The organism is Deltaproteobacteria bacterium (genome assembly GCA_019308905.1).
Classification (GTDB): Bacteria; Desulfobacterota; BSN033; order WVXP01; family WVXP01; genus JAFDHF01.
The window spans coordinates 14,089-36,088 of sequence record JAFDHF010000031.1; the positions used below are offsets into that span (position 1 = coordinate 14,089).

15 protein-coding genes and 1 pseudogene are annotated in these 22,000 nt (G+C 57.5%); 8 read left to right on the forward strand and 8 right to left on the reverse strand.

Features of this window, described 5'->3' with window-relative positions:
- The first annotated feature begins 38 nt into the window (after positions 1–38).
- From JRJ26_11320 to JRJ26_11340, 5 genes are all read left to right on the forward strand, one after another.
- Entirely contained in the window at positions 39–1,385 is a 1,347-nt protein-coding gene (locus tag JRJ26_11320) for a TolC family protein (GenBank protein ID MBW2058075.1), read from the forward strand.
- Positions 1,360–2,670 carry an efflux RND transporter periplasmic adaptor subunit gene (locus JRJ26_11325; GenBank protein MBW2058076.1) on the forward strand — a complete coding sequence of 437 codons (1,311 nt, stop codon included), beginning with the start codon at positions 1,360–1,362 and terminating at the stop codon, positions 2,668–2,670. Before JRJ26_11320 ends, JRJ26_11325 begins: the two co-directional genes overlap by 26 nt.
- A gap of 99 nt (positions 2,671–2,769) precedes the next feature.
- Complete coding sequence (locus tag JRJ26_11330) at positions 2,770–6,039, forward strand: efflux RND transporter permease subunit (GenBank protein ID MBW2058077.1); 3,270 nt, start codon at positions 2,770–2,772, stop codon at positions 6,037–6,039.
- 184 nt (positions 6,040–6,223) lie between these two features.
- Positions 6,224–7,264 (forward strand): formylglycine-generating enzyme family protein, encoded by a 1,041-nt coding sequence (locus JRJ26_11335; GenBank protein MBW2058078.1) that lies wholly within the window; start codon positions 6,224–6,226, stop codon positions 7,262–7,264.
- 72 nt (positions 7,265–7,336) lie between these two features.
- Entirely contained in the window at positions 7,337–7,849 is a 513-nt protein-coding gene (locus tag JRJ26_11340) for a cytochrome c (GenBank protein MBW2058079.1), read from the forward strand.
- A 55-nt stretch (positions 7,850–7,904) separates the two neighbouring features.
- On the opposite strand, the gene JRJ26_11345 is transcribed toward JRJ26_11340, so the two are convergent.
- The 5 genes from JRJ26_11345 to JRJ26_11365 are packed head-to-tail and all read right to left on the reverse strand — an operon-like array spanning position 7,905 to position 13,672.
- Positions 7,905–9,638 carry an ABC transporter ATP-binding protein gene (locus tag JRJ26_11345; GenBank protein ID MBW2058080.1) on the reverse strand — a complete coding sequence of 578 codons (1,734 nt, stop codon included), beginning with the start codon at positions 9,636–9,638 and terminating at the stop codon, positions 7,905–7,907.
- The gene (locus JRJ26_11350) at positions 9,631–10,476 is read right to left on the reverse strand and encodes an ABC transporter permease (protein MBW2058081.1); all 846 of its coding nucleotides are present in this window, start codon (positions 10,474–10,476) and stop codon (positions 9,631–9,633) included. Before JRJ26_11350 ends, JRJ26_11345 begins: the two co-directional genes overlap by 8 nt.
- Entirely contained in the window at positions 10,460–11,434 is a 975-nt protein-coding gene (locus JRJ26_11355) for an ABC transporter permease (GenBank protein MBW2058082.1), read from the reverse strand. Before JRJ26_11355 ends, JRJ26_11350 begins: the two co-directional genes overlap by 17 nt.
- Before the next feature lie 26 nt (positions 11,435–11,460).
- The gene (locus JRJ26_11360) at positions 11,461–13,020 is read right to left on the reverse strand and encodes an ABC transporter substrate-binding protein (GenBank protein MBW2058083.1); all 1,560 of its coding nucleotides are present in this window, start codon (positions 13,018–13,020) and stop codon (positions 11,461–11,463) included.
- Entirely contained in the window at positions 13,013–13,672 is a 660-nt protein-coding gene (locus JRJ26_11365) for a formylmethanofuran dehydrogenase (protein MBW2058084.1), read from the reverse strand. The genes JRJ26_11360 and JRJ26_11365 overlap by 8 nt, the downstream gene beginning before the upstream one ends.
- A 305-nt stretch (positions 13,673–13,977) precedes the next feature.
- Here JRJ26_11365 and mtbB point away from each other — a divergent pair.
- Positions 13,978–15,369, forward strand: a pseudogene (gene mtbB / locus JRJ26_11370) ([dimethylamine--corrinoid protein] Co-methyltransferase).
- Here the strand turns inward: mtbB and ribD are convergent.
- The 3 genes from ribD to JRJ26_11385 all read right to left on the reverse strand — a co-directional run bounded on the left by ribD (position 15,366) and on the right by JRJ26_11385 (position 18,424).
- Positions 15,366–16,490: a bifunctional diaminohydroxyphosphoribosylaminopyrimidine deaminase/5-amino-6-(5-phosphoribosylamino)uracil reductase RibD gene (ribD, locus tag JRJ26_11375; GenBank protein ID MBW2058085.1), complete on the reverse strand. Its 1,125-nt coding sequence runs from the start codon at positions 16,488–16,490 to the stop codon at positions 15,366–15,368. The pseudogene mtbB and the gene ribD sit on opposite strands and share 4 nt — an antisense overlap.
- 247 nt (positions 16,491–16,737) lie before the next feature.
- The gene (locus tag JRJ26_11380; protein ID MBW2058086.1) at positions 16,738–17,874 is read right to left on the reverse strand and encodes an MFS transporter; all 1,137 of its coding nucleotides are present in this window, start codon (positions 17,872–17,874) and stop codon (positions 16,738–16,740) included.
- 256 nt (positions 17,875–18,130) lie between these two features.
- Complete coding sequence (locus JRJ26_11385; protein ID MBW2058087.1) at positions 18,131–18,424, reverse strand: PxxKW family cysteine-rich protein; 294 nt, start codon at positions 18,422–18,424, stop codon at positions 18,131–18,133.
- A gap of 570 nt (positions 18,425–18,994) precedes the next feature.
- On the opposite strand from JRJ26_11385, the gene JRJ26_11390 reads away from it, so the two are divergent.
- Entirely contained in the window at positions 18,995–19,588 is a 594-nt protein-coding gene (locus JRJ26_11390; protein ID MBW2058088.1) for a helix-turn-helix domain-containing protein, read from the forward strand.
- Between the two features lie 64 nt (positions 19,589–19,652).
- Complete coding sequence (locus JRJ26_11395; GenBank protein MBW2058089.1) at positions 19,653–21,992, forward strand: xanthine dehydrogenase family protein molybdopterin-binding subunit; 2,340 nt, start codon at positions 19,653–19,655, stop codon at positions 21,990–21,992.
- The last annotated feature ends 8 nt before the right edge of the window (positions 21,993–22,000 follow it).

Here is a 22,000-nt window from a genome sequence, read left to right on the forward strand (position 1 = left end):
TACATGGTCTTCATTTCTGATCCAACAAGGGGGGGGACATGAAGAGATTCGCTGTAGTTTTTTCGGGGATCTTGTTGCTTTTTTTTCTATCTTCCACGGCGATGGAGGCCTGTGCTCAAGGCAGCGCCAGTCAAAGACTCGAGTTGTCCGGGCTCATAGCTGAGGCTTTGCAGAACAACCCCGATGTCATTGCTGCCAGGAAAAGGTGGGAGAGCGCACGGGCGGTCATAAGGGCCCGCAGGGCGCTTCCAGACCCCGAGTTTTCATACACGTACTATGCAGACAGTGTTGAGACCCGTGTGGGACCGATAGAGCAGGGATTCGGGTTGAAGCAGACCTTTCCGTTTTTCGGGAAGAGACGCCTTCGCGGCGAGATGGCCGTCAAGGAAGCCGAGGCACTCAAGGAATCCTATGAAGCCCTGAAGATGGAGGTTATCCGCCAGGTAAAAAGGGCCTTCTACGATCTCTTCTATATTTCGACGATCATCGACATCACCCATCGCGAAAAGAGCCTTTTGAAGAGGTTTGAGAGAACCGCAAGTGCCAAATACCAGACAGGGAAAGGGTTGCAGCAGGACATACTGAAGGTACACGTAGAGACCAGCAAACTCATGGACAGGCTCCTTGCTCTGAACAACCAGAAGCAGACCGCCGAGGCGAGGCTGAATACTCTGCTCAATCAACCGCCGGACCGGCCGCTGGGGAAGCCGGAGCAGCCGGAACTGAAGGATTTTCCATTTCAACAGCAGGAGCTGTTCGAACTGCTCAGAAAGCACCGCCAGGAGCTGAGGGCTGCAAAGGCCTTGATCGAGGAGAGTGAACGGGCGTATGACCTGGCTAAGAGGGAATACTTTCCGGATCTGACCATCGGGGCCAACTACCTGCAGGTGGGCAAGAGGACAGCGGATGTCGAGGATAACGGGAAGGACGCGTTGAGCATCATGGTGGGCATCAATATCCCGATATGGCAGAGGAAGCTCTCGTCTCAGGCCAAAAGTGCCCTTGAAATGATCCAGGCCCGGAGCAGTCAGTATCGTACCACACTGAATCAGACCCTCTTTGAAGTGAAAGACAACTACTTCAGAATCCAAACGGCCAGAGAAACGATGGACCTGTACGAGAACGTGTTGATCCCACAGGCCGAACAGTCCATGAAATCGGCAGAGGCCGGCTACATCACTGGAACCGTGAGCTTCCTTGACCTCTTGGATGCTGAAAGAATACTCCTCCAGATTCAGTTCGGCTACTGGCAGGCCTACACCGATTATCTGAAGCGCATTGCCGATCTCGAGAGGGCCGTGGGTATCGAACTGGCCGAATACCGTCCTGGAAAGGCAGGCGTTACAGGGGGGAATAATCATGGGGGAGAAAAGAAAACCAGATAGAAGGAGGACACTCGTTTTTTCCTCCTTGGCCGTGATTCTGCTCCTCTTGGCCGTTGGGGCGTGGCGGCTTATGGAGGCCTCCCGGTCGACAGGGAGGGTGCCGAGGGCCCCGGCAGAGGAGAAGGCCCAGGCCGCCGAGGCTTCCGTTCAGACAGGCCCCCAGGAAGTCGAGGGGGAGGCCGTGCATCCGGGCTCCGAGGCCGGAGCCGACACGGGCCGTGTGAAGGCTGTACCCAAAGATACGGTAAGCCTGAATCCTCAAACGGTGAAACTCAGCGACATCAGAACCGAGCCGGTCCAGTACAGGCGTTTGGCTAAGGAGATACAGACGGTGGGTGAGATCACTTACGACGAGAGGCGCGTGAAGGTTGTCTCTGCGTGGATCGGCGGCAGAATAGACCGCCTCTATGTGGATTTCACAGGGGTCGTTGTTAGGAAAGGGGATCCCCTGGCAGACATCTACAGCCCTCAATTGGTATCCACTCAACAGGAGTATCTCCTGGCCCTCGAAACCAAGGAGAGGATGGAGGCCGGGGGTAACGAGGAGGCAATTCAATCGGCCAGCGACCTCCTCAATGCAACCAGACTGAGACTTCTCCTCTGGGGCATTTCGGAGCGGCAGATCGATGAGATGGAAAAGACCTGGCGGATCAATCCCCAGATGACCATACATGCTCCCATCGGAGGGACGGTGATCGAGAAGCGGGTCAGCGAGGGCCAGTATGTAAAGACAGGGGATCCCCTCTACACCATTGTCGATCTCTCGGTGGTCTGGGCTTTGGCGGATGTTTATGAATTCGAGATGGCCTGGGTGAAAAGAGGCCAGAAGGTTTCCATCGCTACGCCGGCCTATCCTGGAAAGCGGTTTACGGGAAAGGTTTCGTTCATCGATCCGTTCCTCGACACCAAGACCCGCTCGGTCAAGGTGCGGATGGATGTGGCCAATGCCAGGCTCAAGCTCAAACCGGGGATGTTCGTGGAAGTCAAGCTGAAAATCCCCTTGGAGAAGCAGAAGCCGGTTCTCTCGATCCCTTACACGGCCGTCCTGGACACGGGCGTCAGGAAGCTCGTCTACGTCGAGCTGGAAAAGGGCAGGTACAAACCCGTGGAAGTCAGGGTTGGCCCGAGGGCCGGCGGCTATGTTCCCGTGCTCTCAGGGCTCAAGGAAGGCGAGGAAATAGTGGTTTCCGCCAATTACCTGATCGACTCTCAGAGCACGATCGGCGGAGGGACGACCGGGGGATTCGGCGGAAGTCTCGGGGGTGGACACAAGGGTATGAACTGAAAGCCCGTGTTTCCCTAGTCCCGGCCTGGAAAAGAAGTCCGCCTCGCGGATTGGACTTCTTTTGCAAAAGGACAGGCCGACGGCCTGGAGTGAAAAGTCGTGATCGACAGGATCATCGCCTGGTGCATGGCAAACCGGTTTATCGTGATCGTCTTTCTGTTGGCGATAGTCGGAACCGGTCTGTGGGCGGCCAGGAATGCTCCCATCGATGCCATCCCGGATATCGGCGTCAACCAGCAGATCGTCTTTGTAGATTGGCCGGGCAGGAGTCCGAAGGATGTCGAAGACCAGGTGATCTATCCTTTGACCATCAACATGCTGGGGATTCCCGGTGTGGAGGTGATCCGGTCCAACTCCATGTTCGGCTTCGGCATGGTCAACATCGTATTTGAGGACAAGATCGATTTCTACTGGTCCCGGACCAGGGTGCTGGAGAGAATCAACCTCGCCCTCAAGGACCTTCCTGCCGGCGTGGTCCCGGTCTTGGGCCCTGATGCCACGGCCCTCGGCCAAATCTACTGGTACACGATCGAAAACGGGTACTACTGCCCGGATCACCCCAACGAGACCTATAGCAGCCCCGGAAGGTGCCGCAAGGACGGCCGGCCCTTGGTCCGCTCCCAGTATAACCTGGCGGAGTTGCGATCGATCCAGGACTGGTTTGTCAAGTTCCAGCTCACAGCCGTCAAGGGAGTGAGCGAGGTGGCCAGCGTGGGAGGCTATGTAAAGCAGTACCAGATCGATGTGGATCCGAACAGGATGCTCTCCTACCGGATCGGTATGGCGAAACTCATCAGAGCGGTCAAAGAGAGCAACATCGACGTGGGGGCCAAGGTCATCGAGGAGGGGGGGACGGAACTGATCGTCCGGGGCCTGGGGTTCATAAAGGACACCGAGGACATAGAGAATATCGTGATCGGAGCCCACGGGGGAGTCCCTATTTACATAAAAAACATCGGTCAGGTTTCGCTGGGACCCGAGTTCCGTCGTGGAGCCCTCATCAAGGACGGCACCGAAACGGTGGGTGGGATCGTGCTGATGCGTTATGGAGAGAATCCCCTCAAGGTGATCGATGGTGTCAAGGCGAAGATCGAAGATATCAAGACCGGTTTGCCCCCGGGAGTCCGTGTTCTCGGCTATTACGACAGGTCCGGCCTGATAAAGAGGGCGGTCGATACCCTCAAGACCGCTCTGATACAGGCCTTGCTCATCGCGGTGGCGGTGATTCTCCTCTTCATGGGCCAGATCCGGAGCAGCTTCATCATCTCGGTCATCCTGCCCGTGGGCATCCTCATGTCATTCCTCGTGATGTACGTGCTGAAGGTCCCTTCCAACATCATGTCTCTTGGTGGGCTCGCCCTTTCCATCGGCGTCATGGTGGATGCGGGAATCGTGATGACCGAGAACATAGCGAGGCAACTCGGCACGGTCGGCCGCAAAAAGGCGAAATCGGAGGTCGTTCTCGATGCGGCCAGAGAGGTGGGAGGCCCCATCTTTTTCTCCATGCTCATCATTATCGTCGCATTTGTCACCATCTTCACCCTGACCGGTCAATCCGGCAAACTCTTCAAACCCCTCGCCTTGACGACGATTTCGGCCATGGGAAGCGCGGCGGTTCTCTCGGTCACCATCATCCCGCTTCTGTGCGTGCTGGTGCTCGGGAAGCGGATGAAGCCGCCCGAGGGCCACCCTGTGACCCGGTTGCTGCAATGGGTCTATCGCCCTGTGCTTCGATTCAGTCTGACCCACAGATTCCTGGTCGTGGTCTTTTCGGTCTCCTTCGTAGCTGTCAGCCTGTTGCCCATGATGGGAGCAAAGGTTGTGGTAGGTCCCCTTTCCAAGGTCCTCCCCCTGGACGGAATCCCGGGGGCCCACAGGGTGTTCGGCAGAATGGAGGCCGCCCTGCCGGGAATCAAAAGCGAGTTCATGCCTCCACTCAATGAGGGCGATCTCCTGTACATGCCGCTGTTTCTTCCAGGGGCCTCCCTCACCCAGGTGAAGGAGATCCTGACAAAACAGACCTCGATCATACAGGCCCTGCCCGAAGTGGTGACGGCTGTGGGAAAGCTGGGCCGCGCCGAGACCGCGACCGACCCGGCGCCCGTCGGGATGGTCGAGGCGATCATCATCCTCAAGCCTCAGTCTGAATGGCGTCCAGGGATGACCAAGGCCCGACTGGTCAAGGAGATCATTGAGAGGACACAGGTGGCCGGTGTGAGCCCCATCATGACCCAACCGATCCGGAACCGGATCGACATGCTCTCTACGGGAATTCAGACACCTGTAGGAATCAAGATTTTCGGCTCGGACCTCAAGAAGATCGAGAAGATCGCCGTGGAAATCGAGAGGGTGGTCCGTACGATTCCCGGCGCCCTCAACCCATACGCCGAGCGTGTGGGGAACAAGCCCTACCTGGAGATCGAGATAGACCGCAAGGAAATTGCCAGGCACGGTATCAGGGTAGGGGATGTCCAGTTGCTCATCATGACCGCCCTGGGAGGCATGAACATCACCACCACGGTGGAGGGGAGGGAACGCTATCCGGTTCGCGTGAGATATATGCGCGAACTCAGGGACAGCGTTGAAGCAACAAAAAGGGTGATGGTTCCTTCGCCTTTCGGATATCAGGTCCCGCTGGGTCAGCTGGCCCGCATCACCAGGGTGCCCGGGCCTGCAAAGATCGCCAGTGAGGACACCCTCCTCTATGTCAGGATCTTCATCGATGTGGACACGGAAAAGACCGGAATTGTGGACTTCGTGAAAGAGGCCGATCGGGTTATCAGGGAAAGAGTGCGGTTCCCGCCGGGCTATTTCATAACGTGGAGCGGACAGTACGAATACGAAGTCCAGTCGAGGAAGAGGCTGATGATCGTTCTTCCCATCTGCATCATCGCCATATTCATGCTCCTTTACATGAAGTTCCACTCCGTCTCTGCGGCGGTCATTCTGCTTCTTGCAGTGCCGTTTGCCTTTGTAGGAGGCATATGGCTCCAGTTTGTTCTGGGCTTCAAGTTCTCCACGGCCGTATGGGTCGGCTATATTGCCCTTTTTGGTGTGGCAGTCGAAGCAGGAGTGGTGATGGTGGAATACCTTGCACAACGCAGGAAATCCGAGGAGAACAACAGGCCTCTGAAAGAGGTCGTGGTCGAGGCCGCCCTGTTAAGGGTGAGACCGATCGTAATGACCACGGCTACCACGATTCTGGCCCTTATGGCCGTGATGTTCTCGACCGGGACCGGTTCCGAGGTCATGAAACCGATTGCGGTTCCCACAGTGGGCGGGATGATCACGGCAACGTTGGCAAACCTGATTCTGATCCCGGTCCTGTTCTATTGGATGAACAAACCTCGCGAGGGTCGCGGTAGGTAGTTGAAAAGCCCGGATTTCGGGTCCGGTCGTGGTCAGAGGCCCCCTTTGGCAGACCGGTTTACGGCTGTTCGACGAGGGAGAGCCAGGATTGACCCTACAAGGAGAGCCCTTCACCATGAGCGCGGAGCATGGACGTGGTAATAAGCAGATGGAACTTGCACCGATCCGGAACAGGGGGAGGGGAATGAGGAAAGATCGCATGCTGCTGTGCCGTGTGGGATGGTTGTGGATCCTGGTCTTACTCGTTTCTATGTACCCTGAGCCTCGGGCAAGACCCGAGACAGCTCGGGGCGGTGTTTTGAAGAGAATAGAAGCCAACATGGTGAGGATCCCCGGTGGGAGATACATGATGTGGCCGACCCCATACAAAACGGAGGAACCCGGCCATTGGGTGGAGGTCGAGCCTTTCCTGATCGGCAGGTACGAAGTGACCCAGAGGGAATACCAGGCAGTGATGGGAAAGAATCCGAGCCACTTCAGGGGTGATCCCGACCTTCCGGTGGAACAGGTTTCCTGGCACGACTGCCAGGAGTTCATCAGGCGGCTGAACCGCCTGGAAGGGGAGGAAGTTTTTCGACTTCCCACAGAGGCGGAATGGGAGTACATCTGCCTTGCGGGGTCTGGAAACGACTATGGATTCTGCGACGAAGAGGACGGGCTCAGCCAGTACGCGTGGTACAAGGAAAACTCGAGGGGAAGGACCCATCCCGTGGGGGAGCTCAAGCAGAATCCCTGGGGCCTATACGACGTCCATGGGAACGTCTGGGAATGGTGCCAGGATTGGCATGGCGACTATCCTCCCGGTGCGCTTACGACCGCCGAGGGACGCTCCAGGGTCTCATTCCGGGTACTTCGTGGCGGCGGGTATGACAGCCCCACCGGGGACTGCCGGTCACATTCGCGCCGCAGCTATTCCCCCGCGGGAACCCGGCGCCGAAATGTGGGCTTCCGCCTGGCAAGGGCGATATCCCCGAAACTTCTCTTCGAGAAGGCTGCAGGCGATCATCCCTACCTGGGACGGATGGTGGATGAGGAGGGGTTCAACGGGCTCAGCCACGAGGCTCAGCGGGAATTGATCGGCATGATCGATCGGTACGCCTTTCTCCTCGACCAGGCCGAGTACTACAAACAAGAGTCCAATGCCACATCCATGGCCTATTTCCGGAGAGCAAAGTCACTGAAAAGGCGGATCGAGGCCAGATTCGGTGGGATCATGAAGGAATAACCGGACGTTCCCCGGGCGAGGACGAAAGGGTCTTTTCTGGAGAGAATCAGCCCGGAGGGACTGGAGGTAGTAATGAGAAAAACGATACTCGTGGCGCTGGTTTCGATTTCGTGGATGGTGACGCCCTGGGCCGTCGTCCACCCTCAGGGTCGATTCAGGAGCAACGGTGAAATGATCTACTATACGCGTACCAATGATCAAGGCCTCGAGATCGCCTTCGACAAGGGACCCAAATGGCTGAGGCGCCGGAGACTAGGGTGCGTGGCCTGCCACGGTTCCGGGGGCAGGGGGAAGTTCATAATCTGGCCGACTCTGAAAATCGCCCCTGATATCCGCTATGATGTCCTGGTAAAGGGAAAACATGACTACGGCGGCAATGGGGAGGGACAAGCCCACAAGAGGTACACGGACGAGTCGATCAGGAGGGCTGTGACCCAGGGGATCGGTGTGGACGGGAAATCCTTTGACCGGGTAATGCCCAGATGGAAGCTCTCTGGCAGGGATCTTGGCGACGTGGTCGACTATCTGAAACTGTTGAGCAGGGGGATTTCTCCTCCACCAGAACCTTTTCCTCGAGAGCCGTGAGGAAGAACCTTGTTCCGAGATCCTTTCGTCGTGTCCTGGAAAGGTGCTTCCGGGTTCAGGGAGTGGCCGCTGATCGGGAAGCAGAGAGCGCATCCAGGCCGGTTTCTTGGATGTCACCGTACCTCGGCCGCTTTTCTGTGAGGCGAGGGGCCGAGGCAACCAGTCCTTCCGTGCACGGGTGCTTCGGCGATTGCAGGATTCCAGCCGCAGGGCCCTGTTCGACTATTCTGCCTTCGTACATTACGGCGATTCGATCACTGATCTTCCTTGCCACCGCAATATCGTGGGTGATGAAAAGGAGGCTGAGCCCCCTGTCTTCTTGAAGCTGGAGGAGCAGCTTCAAGATCTTCGCTTGGACACTCGGGTCGAGGGCAGAGGTCGGCTCGTCGGCGATGAGAAGGTCCGGGTCCAGGACCAAGGCCCTCGCGATCGCAACTCGCTGTAGTTCTCCTCCGCTCAGACTGTGGGGGTATCTGCGAAGAAACTCCTCGTCCCCCGGTAGTTGGGCCTCTCCGATGGCCTCCAAGGCCCTTTTGTGGCATTCAGCACGGGAAACAGCATGCTGGACCACCAGGGGTTCTTTGACCAGATCGAGAACGGTCAGACGGTGGCTCAGAGAGTCTCCGGGGTTTTGGAATACCATCTGGACTCTGCGGTAGAATGCCTTGCCTGGTTGCGCTTCCCGGTCCTCGAGATATATCCTTCCCCGAGTAGGACGGATGAGTCCTACGAGCATTCTGGCCAGTGTACTCTTTCCGGAACCGCTCGGTCCGACCAGGGCGAGGGTTTCTCCCCCGTAGATTGTGAGATCGACCGATTCGACTGCCACGAGATTCCTGAAGCGCTTGGTGAGGCCGACCGTCCTCATGAGGGGAATTATTCCTTTTCGATGGCATGCCAGCATTCTTCCTCGCTGGTTCGTCAAGGGGGGTGTCTGGCGGGAGCAGATTTCGACGGCCTGGGTGCATCGGGGATGGAACGGGCAGCCCTCAACCGGTCTGGTGAGTCTACCTTTGATCCCCTGGAGATCTTTTGGGGTCACAATATCGGGGTAGGCCCGGATCAGGGCCCTTGTATAGGGGTGCCTCGGCAGAGAGATCACCGACTCAGAAGGCCCAAGCTCCATGATGCGCCCGGCATAAAGCGAGGCCATCCGGTCGGAGATCCGCAGCGCGGTTTCCATATCGTGGGTGAAGACGAGAAGAGCAGTCCCTCTTCCCAGATTCAGTCCCTGCAGGAGAGCGATCATCTTCAACCGGCTCGACCCATCAAGGCCGGCAAGGGGTTCGTCCAGGATCAGGAGTTCAGGTTGGTTGGCGGTTGCCATGGCCAGAAGGACCCGTTGTTGTTCCCCACCGCTCAGCTGGTGCGGGTACAGGCATAGCCGGTCTCTTGAAAGCCCCATCTCAAGGAGGGTCTCCTCGGCTCGCTCCCTCGCCTCCCTCTTGTCTTTGAAACCATGCTCCACCATGGGTTCGGCCACCTGGTCGATCACTCTATGGACCGGGTTGAGAACCTGGTTGATATTCTGGAAGACCATGGCTATCCTGTTCCAGCGGATTCTCCTCATGGCCTCCTTATCGAGGCTGAGGAGATCCTGCCCATGGAAAAAGACCTCTCCCCCCACGGTTCCACTACAGAGCCCCATGATGGCACGGCCCACCGTGGTCTTCCCCGCCCCTGACTCTCCCACAATAGCGAGGGATCCGCCTGCCTCAAGCCTAAAATCGATTCCGTTCAGAATCCCCTGGCCGCCGAAATTGACGGTCAGATTCCTGATGTCAAGCACGGGCCTGCTCCCTTAGCCTGGGTTCCATGACTGGTTCGAGGGTGTGTCCGATCAGGGTCAGAGAAAGGATGGCGAATGACAGCGCCAATCCTGCCGGGATCAGCCAGCAGGCCCAGACCTTCATATAACTGTAGTCGACGGCGTTTTTCATTATGGTCCCCCAACTGACTACCATGGGGTCGCCGATTCCCAGAAAAGCCAACCCTGCTTCCATAAAGACGCCCCTCTTGAAGGCATGGATGAATTCGACAACCAGCACCGGGCCGAGATCCGGGATGATGTGCCGGTGCAGGATATACCGAGTACTCGCGCCGAAAGACCTGGCCGCCCAGATGTGAGGGCGCTCCTTCAGGCTAAGTGTCTGGCTTCTTACGATTCGGGCGCCTCCTGGCCAGCTCAGAGAGGAGATGAGAATGATGAGAAGGTAGATCCTCGGCTTCACGTAGGCGGAGATAGTTATGAGGATGACGACAGCCGGCAGAATCAGAAGAGCGTCAGCGAGTCGCATCATGACGGCGTCGTAGAGTCCCCCCTTGAGCCCACATGTACCTCCCACGGTGGCGCTGATAGTCGTGGCAAGCAAGGCTACCCCGAATCCGACCAGCAGGGAGGTCCTGGCACCGTAGACAAGACGGCTCCAGTTGTCCTGGCCGACGTGGTTGGTTCCAAGGATATGGCACCATGAGGGCGGTTCAAAGGAGAGACGGGTCTGATGATTGGGACCATAGGGAGCGACAACTGGTGCGAAAACCGCCAGGGCCATCAGGGCTGCCAGGAGAAAGAGGCCTGTCCTGCCGTAGCTACTTTTTCCGAACTCGCCTTTAATGGTGATGTGCATCTCGAATCCTTGGATCCACCCGGATATACAGCAGGTCCGCGGAAAAATTGGCAAACAGGACCAGCACCGCCACCACGAGGAAAATCCCCTGCAGCACGGCGTAATCCCGGGCCAGAAGGGCCTGGTATGTGAGTGTTCCAAGGCCCGGGTAGGCGAATATCACCTCGATGAAGAGGGTGCCGGTTACTATCCTGCCGAGTCGCACGCCGGTGCGTGTAACCACCGGGAGAAGAGAGTTTCTCCCGGCGTGCCGGTAGCAGATGACCCTCTCGCGGAGGCCCTTGGCTCTAGCAGAGAGAATGTATGGTTCCTTGAGAACCGTCACCATGGTACTCCGGGTCAGGAGATAGTCTCCCGCAACATGGCCCAGAGTGAGGGCGGAGATTGGAAGAACCAGATGCTTCACGACATCGGCATACAGGGCCGGGCCGGACAGGCCGGAGTAAACAGTGGTCGCTCCACCCAGCGGAAGCAGCCTCAGGGTCACGGCGAATACGAGGAGCAATACCATGCCGAGAAAAAAGCCGGGAAACCCGCTCAGCGCCATGAAACCGGAAAGCATGGACCGATCCAGGGCGGTCCCCCGTCTCCAGCCCGACTCTATTCCCAGAAGGACACCCAATGTGGTGGAGAGGATGATCGCCGAACCCACGAGAAGGAGCGTCCAGGGGAGCCGCCCGAGAATAACTTCCAGCGTGGGTGCCCCGTAGTAGTAGGAGTACCCGAGGTCTCCATGGACGAGCTGGCGGAGATAGGCGATAAACTGCTCCCACAAGGGTTTGTCAAGGGCGAAGGATCGCAGGAGGGAGTCCTTCAATTCCGGTGTCATGGCAACAAGCGCTTCTACCCCATAGATGGCCATGAGTGGGTCTCCCGGCATCATCCTGGGAAGAAAGAAATTGATTCCCACAATGAGGAGTATGACCACCAGGTACGTGGGTAGGTTTTGACGGAACATGTTTTTCATTTCCGGATCCCTGGATCCTATTTTCGATCGATGAATGCCAGTTTGTTCAATGGAAGCGGGATGCCGATGGCGATACCGTTTCTTGTATAGAAAAGGCTCAATCGCCCGTTGTGGGCCCAGTACCAGTTGGGATAATAGAGCGGCAGGTTGGGCAGATCCTCGGCATAGAGTTCTTGGATGCGGAAGACGATTCTCCTTCTCTGTTCAGGATCCATCTCCTCAAGCTGTGCCATGACGAGTCGTTTCAGCTCCTCATTCCGGTGATACCGAACGCTGTTGAACCCCTCGTCCAGGATCGCCCTTTTTAGAAACGACGGATCGTACAGCCCCCCGTGGCCGCTGAGCGCGAGTCGAAACTGCCAGTGCAGAATCCTGGAGTCGACGGTTTTGGATTCAAGGGTTCGAATATCGACCTCAAAGCCCAGGCTTTCGAGTTCTTCTTTCAGAAACAGGCCGACTTCTTTAAATCGAGGCTGGGAAAGGATCTCCAGCCTGAGAGGGACTCCGTCGCGAATGATCCTTCCTCCCGTGAGCTTATAACCCAGGTTCTGGAGTAAGGCTCTCGCCCTGGCAGGATCGAAGGGATATCTCTTCACATGGGGATTGCACCAGGGGCTGTCAGGAGGAACAAAACCCGGGTGTCCAACCATGGCGTGCCCTCGTTGTGTGATCTCTACCAGAGCCTTCCGGTCGATTGCATATGCCAAGGCCTGCCTGAACTCCTTCTGATCGAGGGGTGGTTCCCTGTGGTTCATAACCAGTTTCAGGTGCCATCCATAGGGAGCCCTTATGACATGGTAGCCTAGTCGCCTCATATCCTTTGCCAGGTCGGGGGGTATGGATCCAGCGTCAACTAGGCCCTGCCTGAGAGCGGGCCCGATCATTTCTCTTGCGATCTTTGTGAACTTGATCCGGGAGACGCTGGGTTTGCCCCCGTAGTAGAGGGGATTGGCTTCGTAGAGATAGCTGCCCTGAGCCCTGTTGTAGTCGAGCAGTTTGAAAGGCCCGGTACCGACGAGCGCCTTTTTGGCCCCGAAGCGCCTGGGGGTCGAGACTTCCTGCCAGATATGGCGGGGAAGGATCGGCATGGTCCCTGCCACATTGATCAGGAACGGGGCATACCTTCTGCCCAAAATGACCTTGACCCTGTGTGGATCGATTGCAATGGCCCCTTGGAGGAGCTTCGGGTCTATCCACGGCATCGGGTGTTTCTTGGCATACTGGAAGGTGAAGACCACATCTTCTGCCGTAAATGGCAGGCCATCGTGCCATTTTGCGCCTCTGTCGAGGTCGAAGACATAGGCGTTTTCATGGTCGAGGTACTCCCAATGTTTGGCTAAAGCTGGGATCACCTTTCCGGCCCGGTTCTTCCAGGTGAGGGTATCGAAGATGAAGCTCATCCGCACGTACCCTGGCCCACGTGGATACCGCCGGTAAGGCGACGGATATCCCCAATCACCGGTCGTGTCAGCGATGGCGTACGTGGTGGGGCTCGCCCAAGCCGCCGCCCAGGAGAGAGAAAGAAGCAGCGGGAGGATGAAAAATACAACCAGACGGTGACTGCTTCGGTCATTCATTGCCTGTCTCCTTCGTAGAGGTCGTGTCCTTGGTCTTTGCTGAGGAAAACCGTCGGCGCGCGCAGGCGATGCAAAGCCTCTGCCCGTGAACCTGGCTGAGCATGTCGATCCTTGCCGGCTCCCCGCAGCCGTCACAGATTTCTGATCCCACGATTCTCGCCCTGGGCGGGGCCTCGGTTGATACCTCCTCGATTTTGAAGAGAGAGTGTGGGTCTGCCTCGAGAATTCTCCTGGCCTGTTCCCCGTGGAGACGGGTGAATTGTTTGGTCTCTTCAGGAGATGCGTCTCCATCCTGAACCTTTTCGAAAAGGGCGAGGTGGGAGCGATCCCGGTCGAGAACACCCGGCCTGAGGCACGCGCGGACCGCCCTCCTCCGGTTTCTTGCGATAAGGGTGAAGGCCTGCTTTCCATAGTTCTTGAAAATGAAGTTGCCCTTGCCGAATGTGCACCCCGTCATGACCTGAATGGCATCGACTCCGCAGGCATCGTTCTCCACAATGGCCACCAACTCCTCATCCGATGCCCTGCGAACACCCAGTTCTTTCATGAGAACCCGGGCCGCCTGGAAGCCTATGGCCAACCCAGGGCAGACGTGCCCGTGAAAACCGACGCATTCCTTGAAATCCCCCTGCTCGTTGCCGATCTCTACCATTTCAGCCTCCGATGAATACCGAAACCCAGGTTGCATGGACCTCATGCAGTTTCTCGGTAACACTAACATAAAAAAAGTAGCACGTCAAGAACCTCGATTCTGAAATTTTCGACCTGTTGGAGCAGGGAATTTTCCTGTTAGGGAGCGAAAGAACCGTAAGGTTAATGAGGCGCAACAATCCTCGATCGAAAACAGAGGAAAGTCCGGCATGGATTCGGCAATATGGGCTGCTATGGTCTTCTCGATGCCTCTGTCTCTTTTTCTGGTATACTTGGGTATCCGAGAAAACGGGGGAGAGAGGAACAATGGAGAAGATCTACACGCGGCTGGGAGACGGGACCGTCGTAGAACTGGGTGAAAAAGAACTGAGAACCGAGATCGAAAGGGGAATGGCGGATGCCTCTGAGCGGAGCGGTGTCTCGCCGCTGACCGAGGATGAGATGCGCCGGCTTTTCGAGATCTGCGTCTCCTCGAGGGGACTTTCGAGGGTCGCCAGGGGAAACGAGGTGGTTCTGAGCAACGACGGGATGACTGCCAAGGTGAGGCGGATGGGGATAGAGGTGGATAGGATCCAGGGACTACAGATCCACGAGAGGGCTCTTGGCGCCGACATACTTGAAATGGATCATATTGATTACAGTTACAAGGCGATAAAGCCGATTGTAGGGGAGGAGGTCCCTGTGCTGGAGCAGGCTCTGGCTTCTACCATTGCGCCACTGTTCTATGGAGCCATGCCGAACCTGGGCTACTACAGCCAGCCTGACGGCCCGGTACCGAATCCGTCCGACCTCATGGTGGCTGGAAAGATCGAGGCGGCAAGGCGGGCGGGCGAGGAGGCGGTTGAACACGCGGTGAGAGACATCGTGTTCGTGGCGAGCAGGATGTACGAGGCAGGGGCTGACGGGGTGGATATCGACACGGTGGGTGCGGCCGGAGACACCGACTTTGCGGCTGCCCTCCGGGCCACCGAGATCCTGAGAAAGAAGTACCCGGACATGTGCATCGAGATGGGCATGGCGGGGGAGTTTATCCTTGGAATGCACGGGGACATAGCATATCGAGGAGTCAGGCTGGCTGGTCTCTACCCCCACGAGCAGGTGAGACTGGCCGAGAAGGCAGGAGCCACCATATTCGGTCCGGTCGTCAATACCGTACCCGGTAAATCTGTTCCAGAGAACATCGCTCGGGCCGTGACGTTGATAAAGGCCTGCGTGGAGGCGAGCGGGATTCCGGTTCATGCCGATATGGGGATGGGGGTCTGTGGGGTTCCCCTCTGCGAAATCCTGCCCGTAGATGCGGTATCCATGGCGTCTCGAGCCATGGTGGAGATCACAAGGTTGGACGGTTTGTAGGTTGGGATAGGGGATCTTATGGGCATGGCCGTGACCCACGCTCTGACTTCTGGAATGGGAGGGATCCGGACCGCCGGAGATCTGGTGGCGAGGATGGAAATCTCCAGGGGCATGAAGATCGATGCGGCAAAGGCCTATGTGGCCGGAAGGCTCGGTGTTTCCGAGGCGGACCTGTCAGATGTCACAAGAATGGGTGAGATCCGCGAGGATCTCAATCTCGGAACCGTGATGTCCCGGTCCGGAAAAGCCCAGGCCATGGAGGCGAAGTTCCACATAGCCGAACTTCTGGGAATCAAGATCAACTCGGTGGAAAGGTTCAAGGAGCGATCCGGCTCGACGCACTAGAGTGGGGAGCCGGCAAAAGGGGCGGCAGCATGCCTACTCTCGCCGGCGGCTCGGGTATTGGGTCTTGCCACCACAACTAGGTCCGGACCGACCCTGCTGGTCTTCTCGATGGTAAAGCCGAGGGCCTGGGTGAGGTTCGCCGTTCCCAGATCTCCCACCGCGTCGATCCCCTCTCCGATGATTTTCGGGCCGATGACTATCAGGAGTCTGTCGACGAGTCTTTCCCTAAAGAGAGAAGTGGCAAGGGCGGCTCCCCCCTCGACGAGAACCGAGGTGATTCCTTCCTGAGACAGGATTGGGAGCGCTGTCCGGAGGTCGACCCTTCCCTGCGGATTCGGGCTCACCGGGATGACCCGTGCTCCCAGCCTTCTTAGATCCTCGATGCTCTTGGCATCGGCCCGCGGAGTGGTGAGAACCGTGGTGAGTGATGGGTTCCCATCCGACAGGACCCTGCTCGTCACGGGGATTCTAAGCCTGCTGTCGACGATTATCCGCCTGGGGTTCCTCCCCCTGACCAACCGCACGGTGAGGCTGGGATCGTCGCTGAGTACCGTGCCGATACCCACCATAACGGCGTCATGAGTCGCACGCCACCTGTGGGCCAGCCTCCTTGAGTCCGGAGAGCTGATCCACTGGGAGCTTCCGTTCTTTGTTGCGATACGGCCGTCAAGGGACTGGGCGATCTTCAGGCTGACCAGGGGAAGGCCGGTTTCGAAGTACTTGAAATGCGGCTCGTTCAAGGCGCGACATGGTCCTTCAAGCACCCCCACGGTCACCCTGACCCCGTGGTCGAGAAGCTTCCTGATCCCCTTGCCCGCGACCAGGGGGTTCGGATCCTCGGTGCCGATGACCACACGGCCGATTCCCTTTTCGATGATGAGGTCGACGCAGGGAGGGGTCTTTCCATAGTGACAACAGGGCTCGAGGGTCACATAGAGGGTGGCCCCCTTGAGTTTTCCTTCCACGGAGCTCAAGGCCTCGGCCTCGGCATGGGGACCCCCGAACCTCCTGTGGTACCCCCGTGCTATGACCTTCTCTCCCCTCACGATCACGGCTCCCACCATCGGGTTCGGGCTTACCCATCCCATTCCCCTGCGGGCCAGGCGAAGAGCCGCCTTCATATACGATTGGTCGTCCAATAGAATCTCCCGGTCGAGCTAGATGAATCGCGACGGTCTTGAAGGACTCTGCCAGATGCCCCCTAACAGTATATACGTGAACCGTGTGGAGATACAAACCGTACGGGTTGAGCGCCGTGGGTGACGCGCCACCGATCGGGTCCCCATACGGGACCATCGTTCGGGGGACTCCTTTTCCGGCAGGACCTGCCGGCCGTATTTCACAGTGCGAGGGCCTGAGGACCGGAGATCAGATCCCTTTCAATCCCCTGAGAGAGAGGGTCGAGATGACCGTTAGGATCCCAAGAGCCAGGATGCCGGTTTCGAAGTTCCATAGGTCCGCCGCCGAGCCGAGAAGAACGGGGGTTACCCCGAGACCGAAGACGACACCCAGGGCAAGCGATCCGCCGGTGAAGGCACTTCTCTCCTCGAAAGTGGTCAGTTTTGAGATACCGAGGAGAGCTACGGGGAAAAAGCCGAGAGAGACGCTAGCCTGGAGGAAAAGCATCCCCACGAGGAGGGGGAAGTTCCAGGCGAGAGCCACTCCGATGGTCGAGGCTCCTGTAATCAGGAAAGCGAGTGCCAGGATCCTCCTTGCCCCGTATCGGTCGGCCATGAAACCCGCCAGAATTGAGACGAAGATACCACCTACTCTCGATGCGCCGAATACCGTGTTGGCCAGTTCTATGGGTATCCCCCTTTCCCTGACGAGGAAGAGGGGTATGATGCTGTAAAGCCCCATGTTGGAGGCGGCGGCGAAAATCCAGAGGACTGCCATCCTCCAGAAGACCGGACGGCGGAAGACGTGGAGAAAACCGGAGCCCGCTCTGTCCCGGGCCCGGGGATCCGGGGAAAACGACCAGAAGAGAAGGGCGCCTGCAAGGCAGGCACCACTCAGGACAGGAAACAGCGCCCTCCACGAAAAATACCGGATACAGACGGCCGCAAGGATCGGTATGAGGAAGATGCTGGTAGAGGCCGCGGTGTCATGGAGGGCGATGACCTTGCCCCATTTTGCCCGGTCAAAGGTGGCGGTAATGATGGGAATGATACTGGGCATATAGATCCCCGTGGAGATTCCGACAAGGAAAAAGAAGCTTGCAAGAGACCAGTAAGAACGCGCCTGGCCCAAAAAAAGGTGAGCTATGGTGACTGCCAGGAATCCTGCCGTGATTGTCCGTTTGTAGCCTACCCGAGGGGCCAGAGATCCGGCCAGCAGGAGCGTCGATGTGTAACCCACGGACAGGAAGAGAAAAAGGCTTCCCGCTCTGGCGTGAGTCAGGTGGAGTTCTTGTTCAAGAATCGGAAGGATCGGAGAGAAGACCGTACGACTTGAGAAGTTGAGAAACCAGAGACCCCAGAATATCAGGAGAAGGAATGTCCTCATGAAACAAGCCGCTCCGTTCACATCAAAGGAAGGCGAATCCCTCAGCCGGGAAGTGCTCTGACAGTATCCTCGGGGTCTTCCGAGGGGATCGGCTCCGCCTCCACGCAGCGGGGATCATGGAAATCGTGAGCCCCCGTCACACCGGGCAACAGGGGCTCTGCATGTCTCGATCGGTCTCTTTTTCAAAGGGAATCCTCCCCACTGCCTGGGTCTGTGAGGATGCCTCTGGTACGAGCCGGGGAGGTCCTGGCGAAAACTATTTGCCGGTAGCCCTCCTCTTGGATGCTTTCAGGGGATTCAACCTCTTGGCCGATCCATTGCCGTTGTTCCTTTTGACATGGGTCGCCAGATTGCACACCCCGAGCCTCCATTTCAGCTCAGGCTCGCAGAAACTGGTACAGTACTGACCAGACGGGTATTCCTTGATACGCTCACACCCGATACAGGCTTCCACCACAGGATAGCACGTTCCACCATTGTAGGAACACCCTGTTTTTTTCCAGAAGACACAGGGGTCCCCTGCCTTGACCGTCTGGCATACTCCACTCATGGCTATCGCCTCCCTTCTGTATTGATCTTGACCGTTCCGAACGGCCGTGCCTGTTTGCAAGAGACAACAAAAAAAATCGAGCCACCCATATGTGGTTATTGAGGCCGGGTAACTCGACCTGAAAGCGGCACCCGTGTCTTGAGGCGAATACCGCTGTGCCCCAACGTATAACAACTCCGCTGGCCTTTGTCAAGGCCGGCAAAGCAGGGTTTTGATGTTTTTCAAGGCGATTTCCCACAAAAATATTCTAGCAGGTGCCGCCCCCGCATATCAACCCACAGCTCAGGGGGAACAGGGGACGGCCGTGCAGGGAATTCTCGCCCTTCCCCACGAACACGAACCACGTCCCACGAACACGAACCACGAACACGAACCACGAACACGAATCACGAACACGAATCACGAACACGAATCACGAACCACGACGTCCCCCCCGCAGTGTCGCTCCGAGACAGAGGTGTACTCCAAGGGTCAGGAGGCTCCACCTGACTTTCTTCTTGACAATTATTAGGAGGTGAAATATATATTCACTATTAGTAAAGCTGAATTAACCATGGATAATACAATGCCATGGAAGGGAAGATTCATCAGAGAATCCGGGACTACAGGAAGCTCAAGGGCCTGACCCTGAAGGAGCTTGCAGAGAGGGCCGGTTGCACCCAGTCCTACATTTCTCAGCTCGAGAAGAGGACCACCATGCCTTCGCTTTCCATGGTGGGTAAGCTCGCCAGAGCTCTGGACGTTAACGTGGTGGATCTGTTTGCAGACCCACCCGAGGAATCCCAGAAGGATTGGCACCTGCCAAAGGAAGAAAGGAGGATCATAGAGTACCCCGGAGGCAAGGTCTTGAGCCAGATGTTGGTTTCAAGAATCACGACGAAGAAGATGGAACCCCTTATCAGCGTCGTCGAACCTGGTGGAGGGTCTGACAGGGTTGAGCCCGGTGAGAGGTCCGGACACCCGGAGAAGATCTCCCATCCCCGGGGCACCGAGGAGTTCGTCCTTGTTCTCAAGGGGGGAATCGACTTTCAGATCAACGGAAAGACCTTGATTCTCCGGGAAGGCGATACACTCTACTTCGATGGGAATCGACCCCATTGCTGGGTCAACAACGGGACGGAGGCCGCTGAAGTCCTCTTTGTGTTCAGCCCCCCCACATGGTAGGGGCCGGAGAGGGAGAGACTCGTAAGTTTGAGCCTGCCAAAGGCGCAAGAAAGGATGCTGGGAAATGGAAGAGGGAAAATACCACGTTTTGGGAAGGGATTTTCCAAGGAAAGACGGTATTGCCCGGGTTACGGGGAGAGAGATCTACCCCTCTGACATGTACCTCGAGGGAATGCTTTACGGGCGGATACTCCGGAGCCCCTACCCGCATGCCCGGGTCAAGAGCATCGACTTTTCCGAGGCCGAGAAGATGGGGGCGGTATGCCTGAGTTTCCAGGATGTGCCGAAGAAGTATTACAACGTCCGCCAGGTTTCCATCCCCAGGAGCACCTTCAAGGACTGGCAGGTCCTGACGGACCACATGAGGCAGATCGACGATGCTTTCGGTGCCGTGGCCGCGGAGACACAGGAACTGGCCGCCAAGGCGGCCGAGGCGGTACGGGTGGAGTGGGAGGTGCTGCCCTCGTACATGACTATGGATGAAGCCCTGGCGGCCGAGGAAGACCTGATCCACGAGAAGGTTTATCTGGAAGACAGGGAGATCATCATAGAGCACAACATAGCCTGCACGAGGGAGGTCGTAGAGGGGGACGTCAACGAGGGTTTCAAAGAAGCGGATGTCATCGTGGAGAATGAATTCGTCACTTCCCGGGTGTACCATGCCCAACTCGAACCCAAGTCCTGTGTGTGTCGGCCCGAGCCGGACGGGGGTGTTACCGTCTGGCCTTCAACCCAGACAATCCACAACACCCGGCTGCTCATAGGCGAGATCTTCGATATCCCCTTGAACAAGGTAAACGTGGTACGTATTCCTGTGGGAGGACATTTCGGCTCTGGAATCCATACCAATCCGGTGAATCTCATCACCGTTGCCCTGGCCTTGAAGGCGGGCCGCCCGGTAAAGATAATCCATTCCAGGGAAGAGGATATGTATGACCATGCCAAGTATCCCACCCGCTATACCCTGAAAATCGGTGCAAAGAGGGATGGGACCCTCGTGGCAGGTGAGATGAAGGCCTATGTGGACATAGGCTCTCACCACGTTCAGGCCCTGGCTTTTCTGGGGGTTCTGGCAGGCTGGTGGCATTCCCTGTACAGGTTGCCGAACATGAAGTACGAGGGCATGGCGATCTATACCAACAAGGCGCCTGCCTGTGCCATGCAGGGATATGGTGCCCCGCAGGTGACCTTCGGGGTTGAGACCACGATGACCATGCTTGCGGAAAAGCTCGGTATGGACCCGATCGAGTTGCGGGTGAAGAACTACGTAGGGCTGGGAGAGGTCTTCTGGGGCCAGGGTCCCACCATTCGCTCGGTCATTCATTCCGACGGGGTCAAGGAGCTTCTTTTCAAAGGAGCAGAGCTAATCGGGTACAAGGATCGGGGAGACCCGAAGACCAAGACCGGGCGGTTCAGGAGGGGGATCGGTTTTGCCAGGGGTTTTCATACCTCCGGCACGGGTGCCCCGGTTCCGGGTGAGGTCAAGGACTATTCCACCGCTCAGGTCAAGGTCAACGAAGACGGTTCGATCGACGTCCTGACGGCTCTGATGGATCACGGGGGAGGGACCCTGGATGCATTGGCCAAGCTGGTGGCCGAGGAGTTCGGAGTACCCTTTGAAAAGGTGGGGGTCTCTCCGGCCGATACGCGTTCAACCGGCTACGACGTGTGTACCCATGCCACCCGCGGGGTTTACTGCGGAGGTGGGGCTGTCCTCGAAGTCGCCAGGGACGCAAAGAACGTCCTCCTGGGCTATGCCTCAAGGATTCTGGATGCGCCGGTGGCCTCCCTGAAGATCCGGCCCGATGAGGAGCAAAAACAGGGAGTGATCTATGTGGAGGGAATGCCGGAAAAGCATCTGACCATACGAGAGGTGGCACAGACCGCCATGAACAAGAACTGGGGGACTGCGATCGCATCCAAGAGCGTGCGTATGGTCAACTGCCCCCCATGTTTCACCACTTACTATGTCCAGGTTTTGGTCGACATGGAGACGGGTCGGGTGAAGATCGAAAAGGTGGTGGCCGGGAGCGACGCTGGGACGGTTATCAATCCCACCCTGGCCCGGGGACAACTCCACGGCGGATTCTACCGGGGTGCGGGGATGGCCTTGGTGGAGGACGCCGAATACGACGAGAAGACGGGGAAACTCCGGTGCAACGGCCTTCTGACCGAGTACAAGATGCTGGGAGCCGCGGACCTTCCGGATCCTGAAGACGTCCAGACCTTCTTTGCAGGTACTCGGGAGCCCACCGGCCCGATGGGAGCCAAGGGCATCGGCGAATCCGCTTTGAATCCGGTGGCGGCTGCGGTGGCTTTGGCCATACAGAACGCCACGGGCATCTACTTCACCAAGTTGCCGATCCGACCGGAGGATATCTTTGAGGCCGTATTGGGAGATTGAGGAGGGAA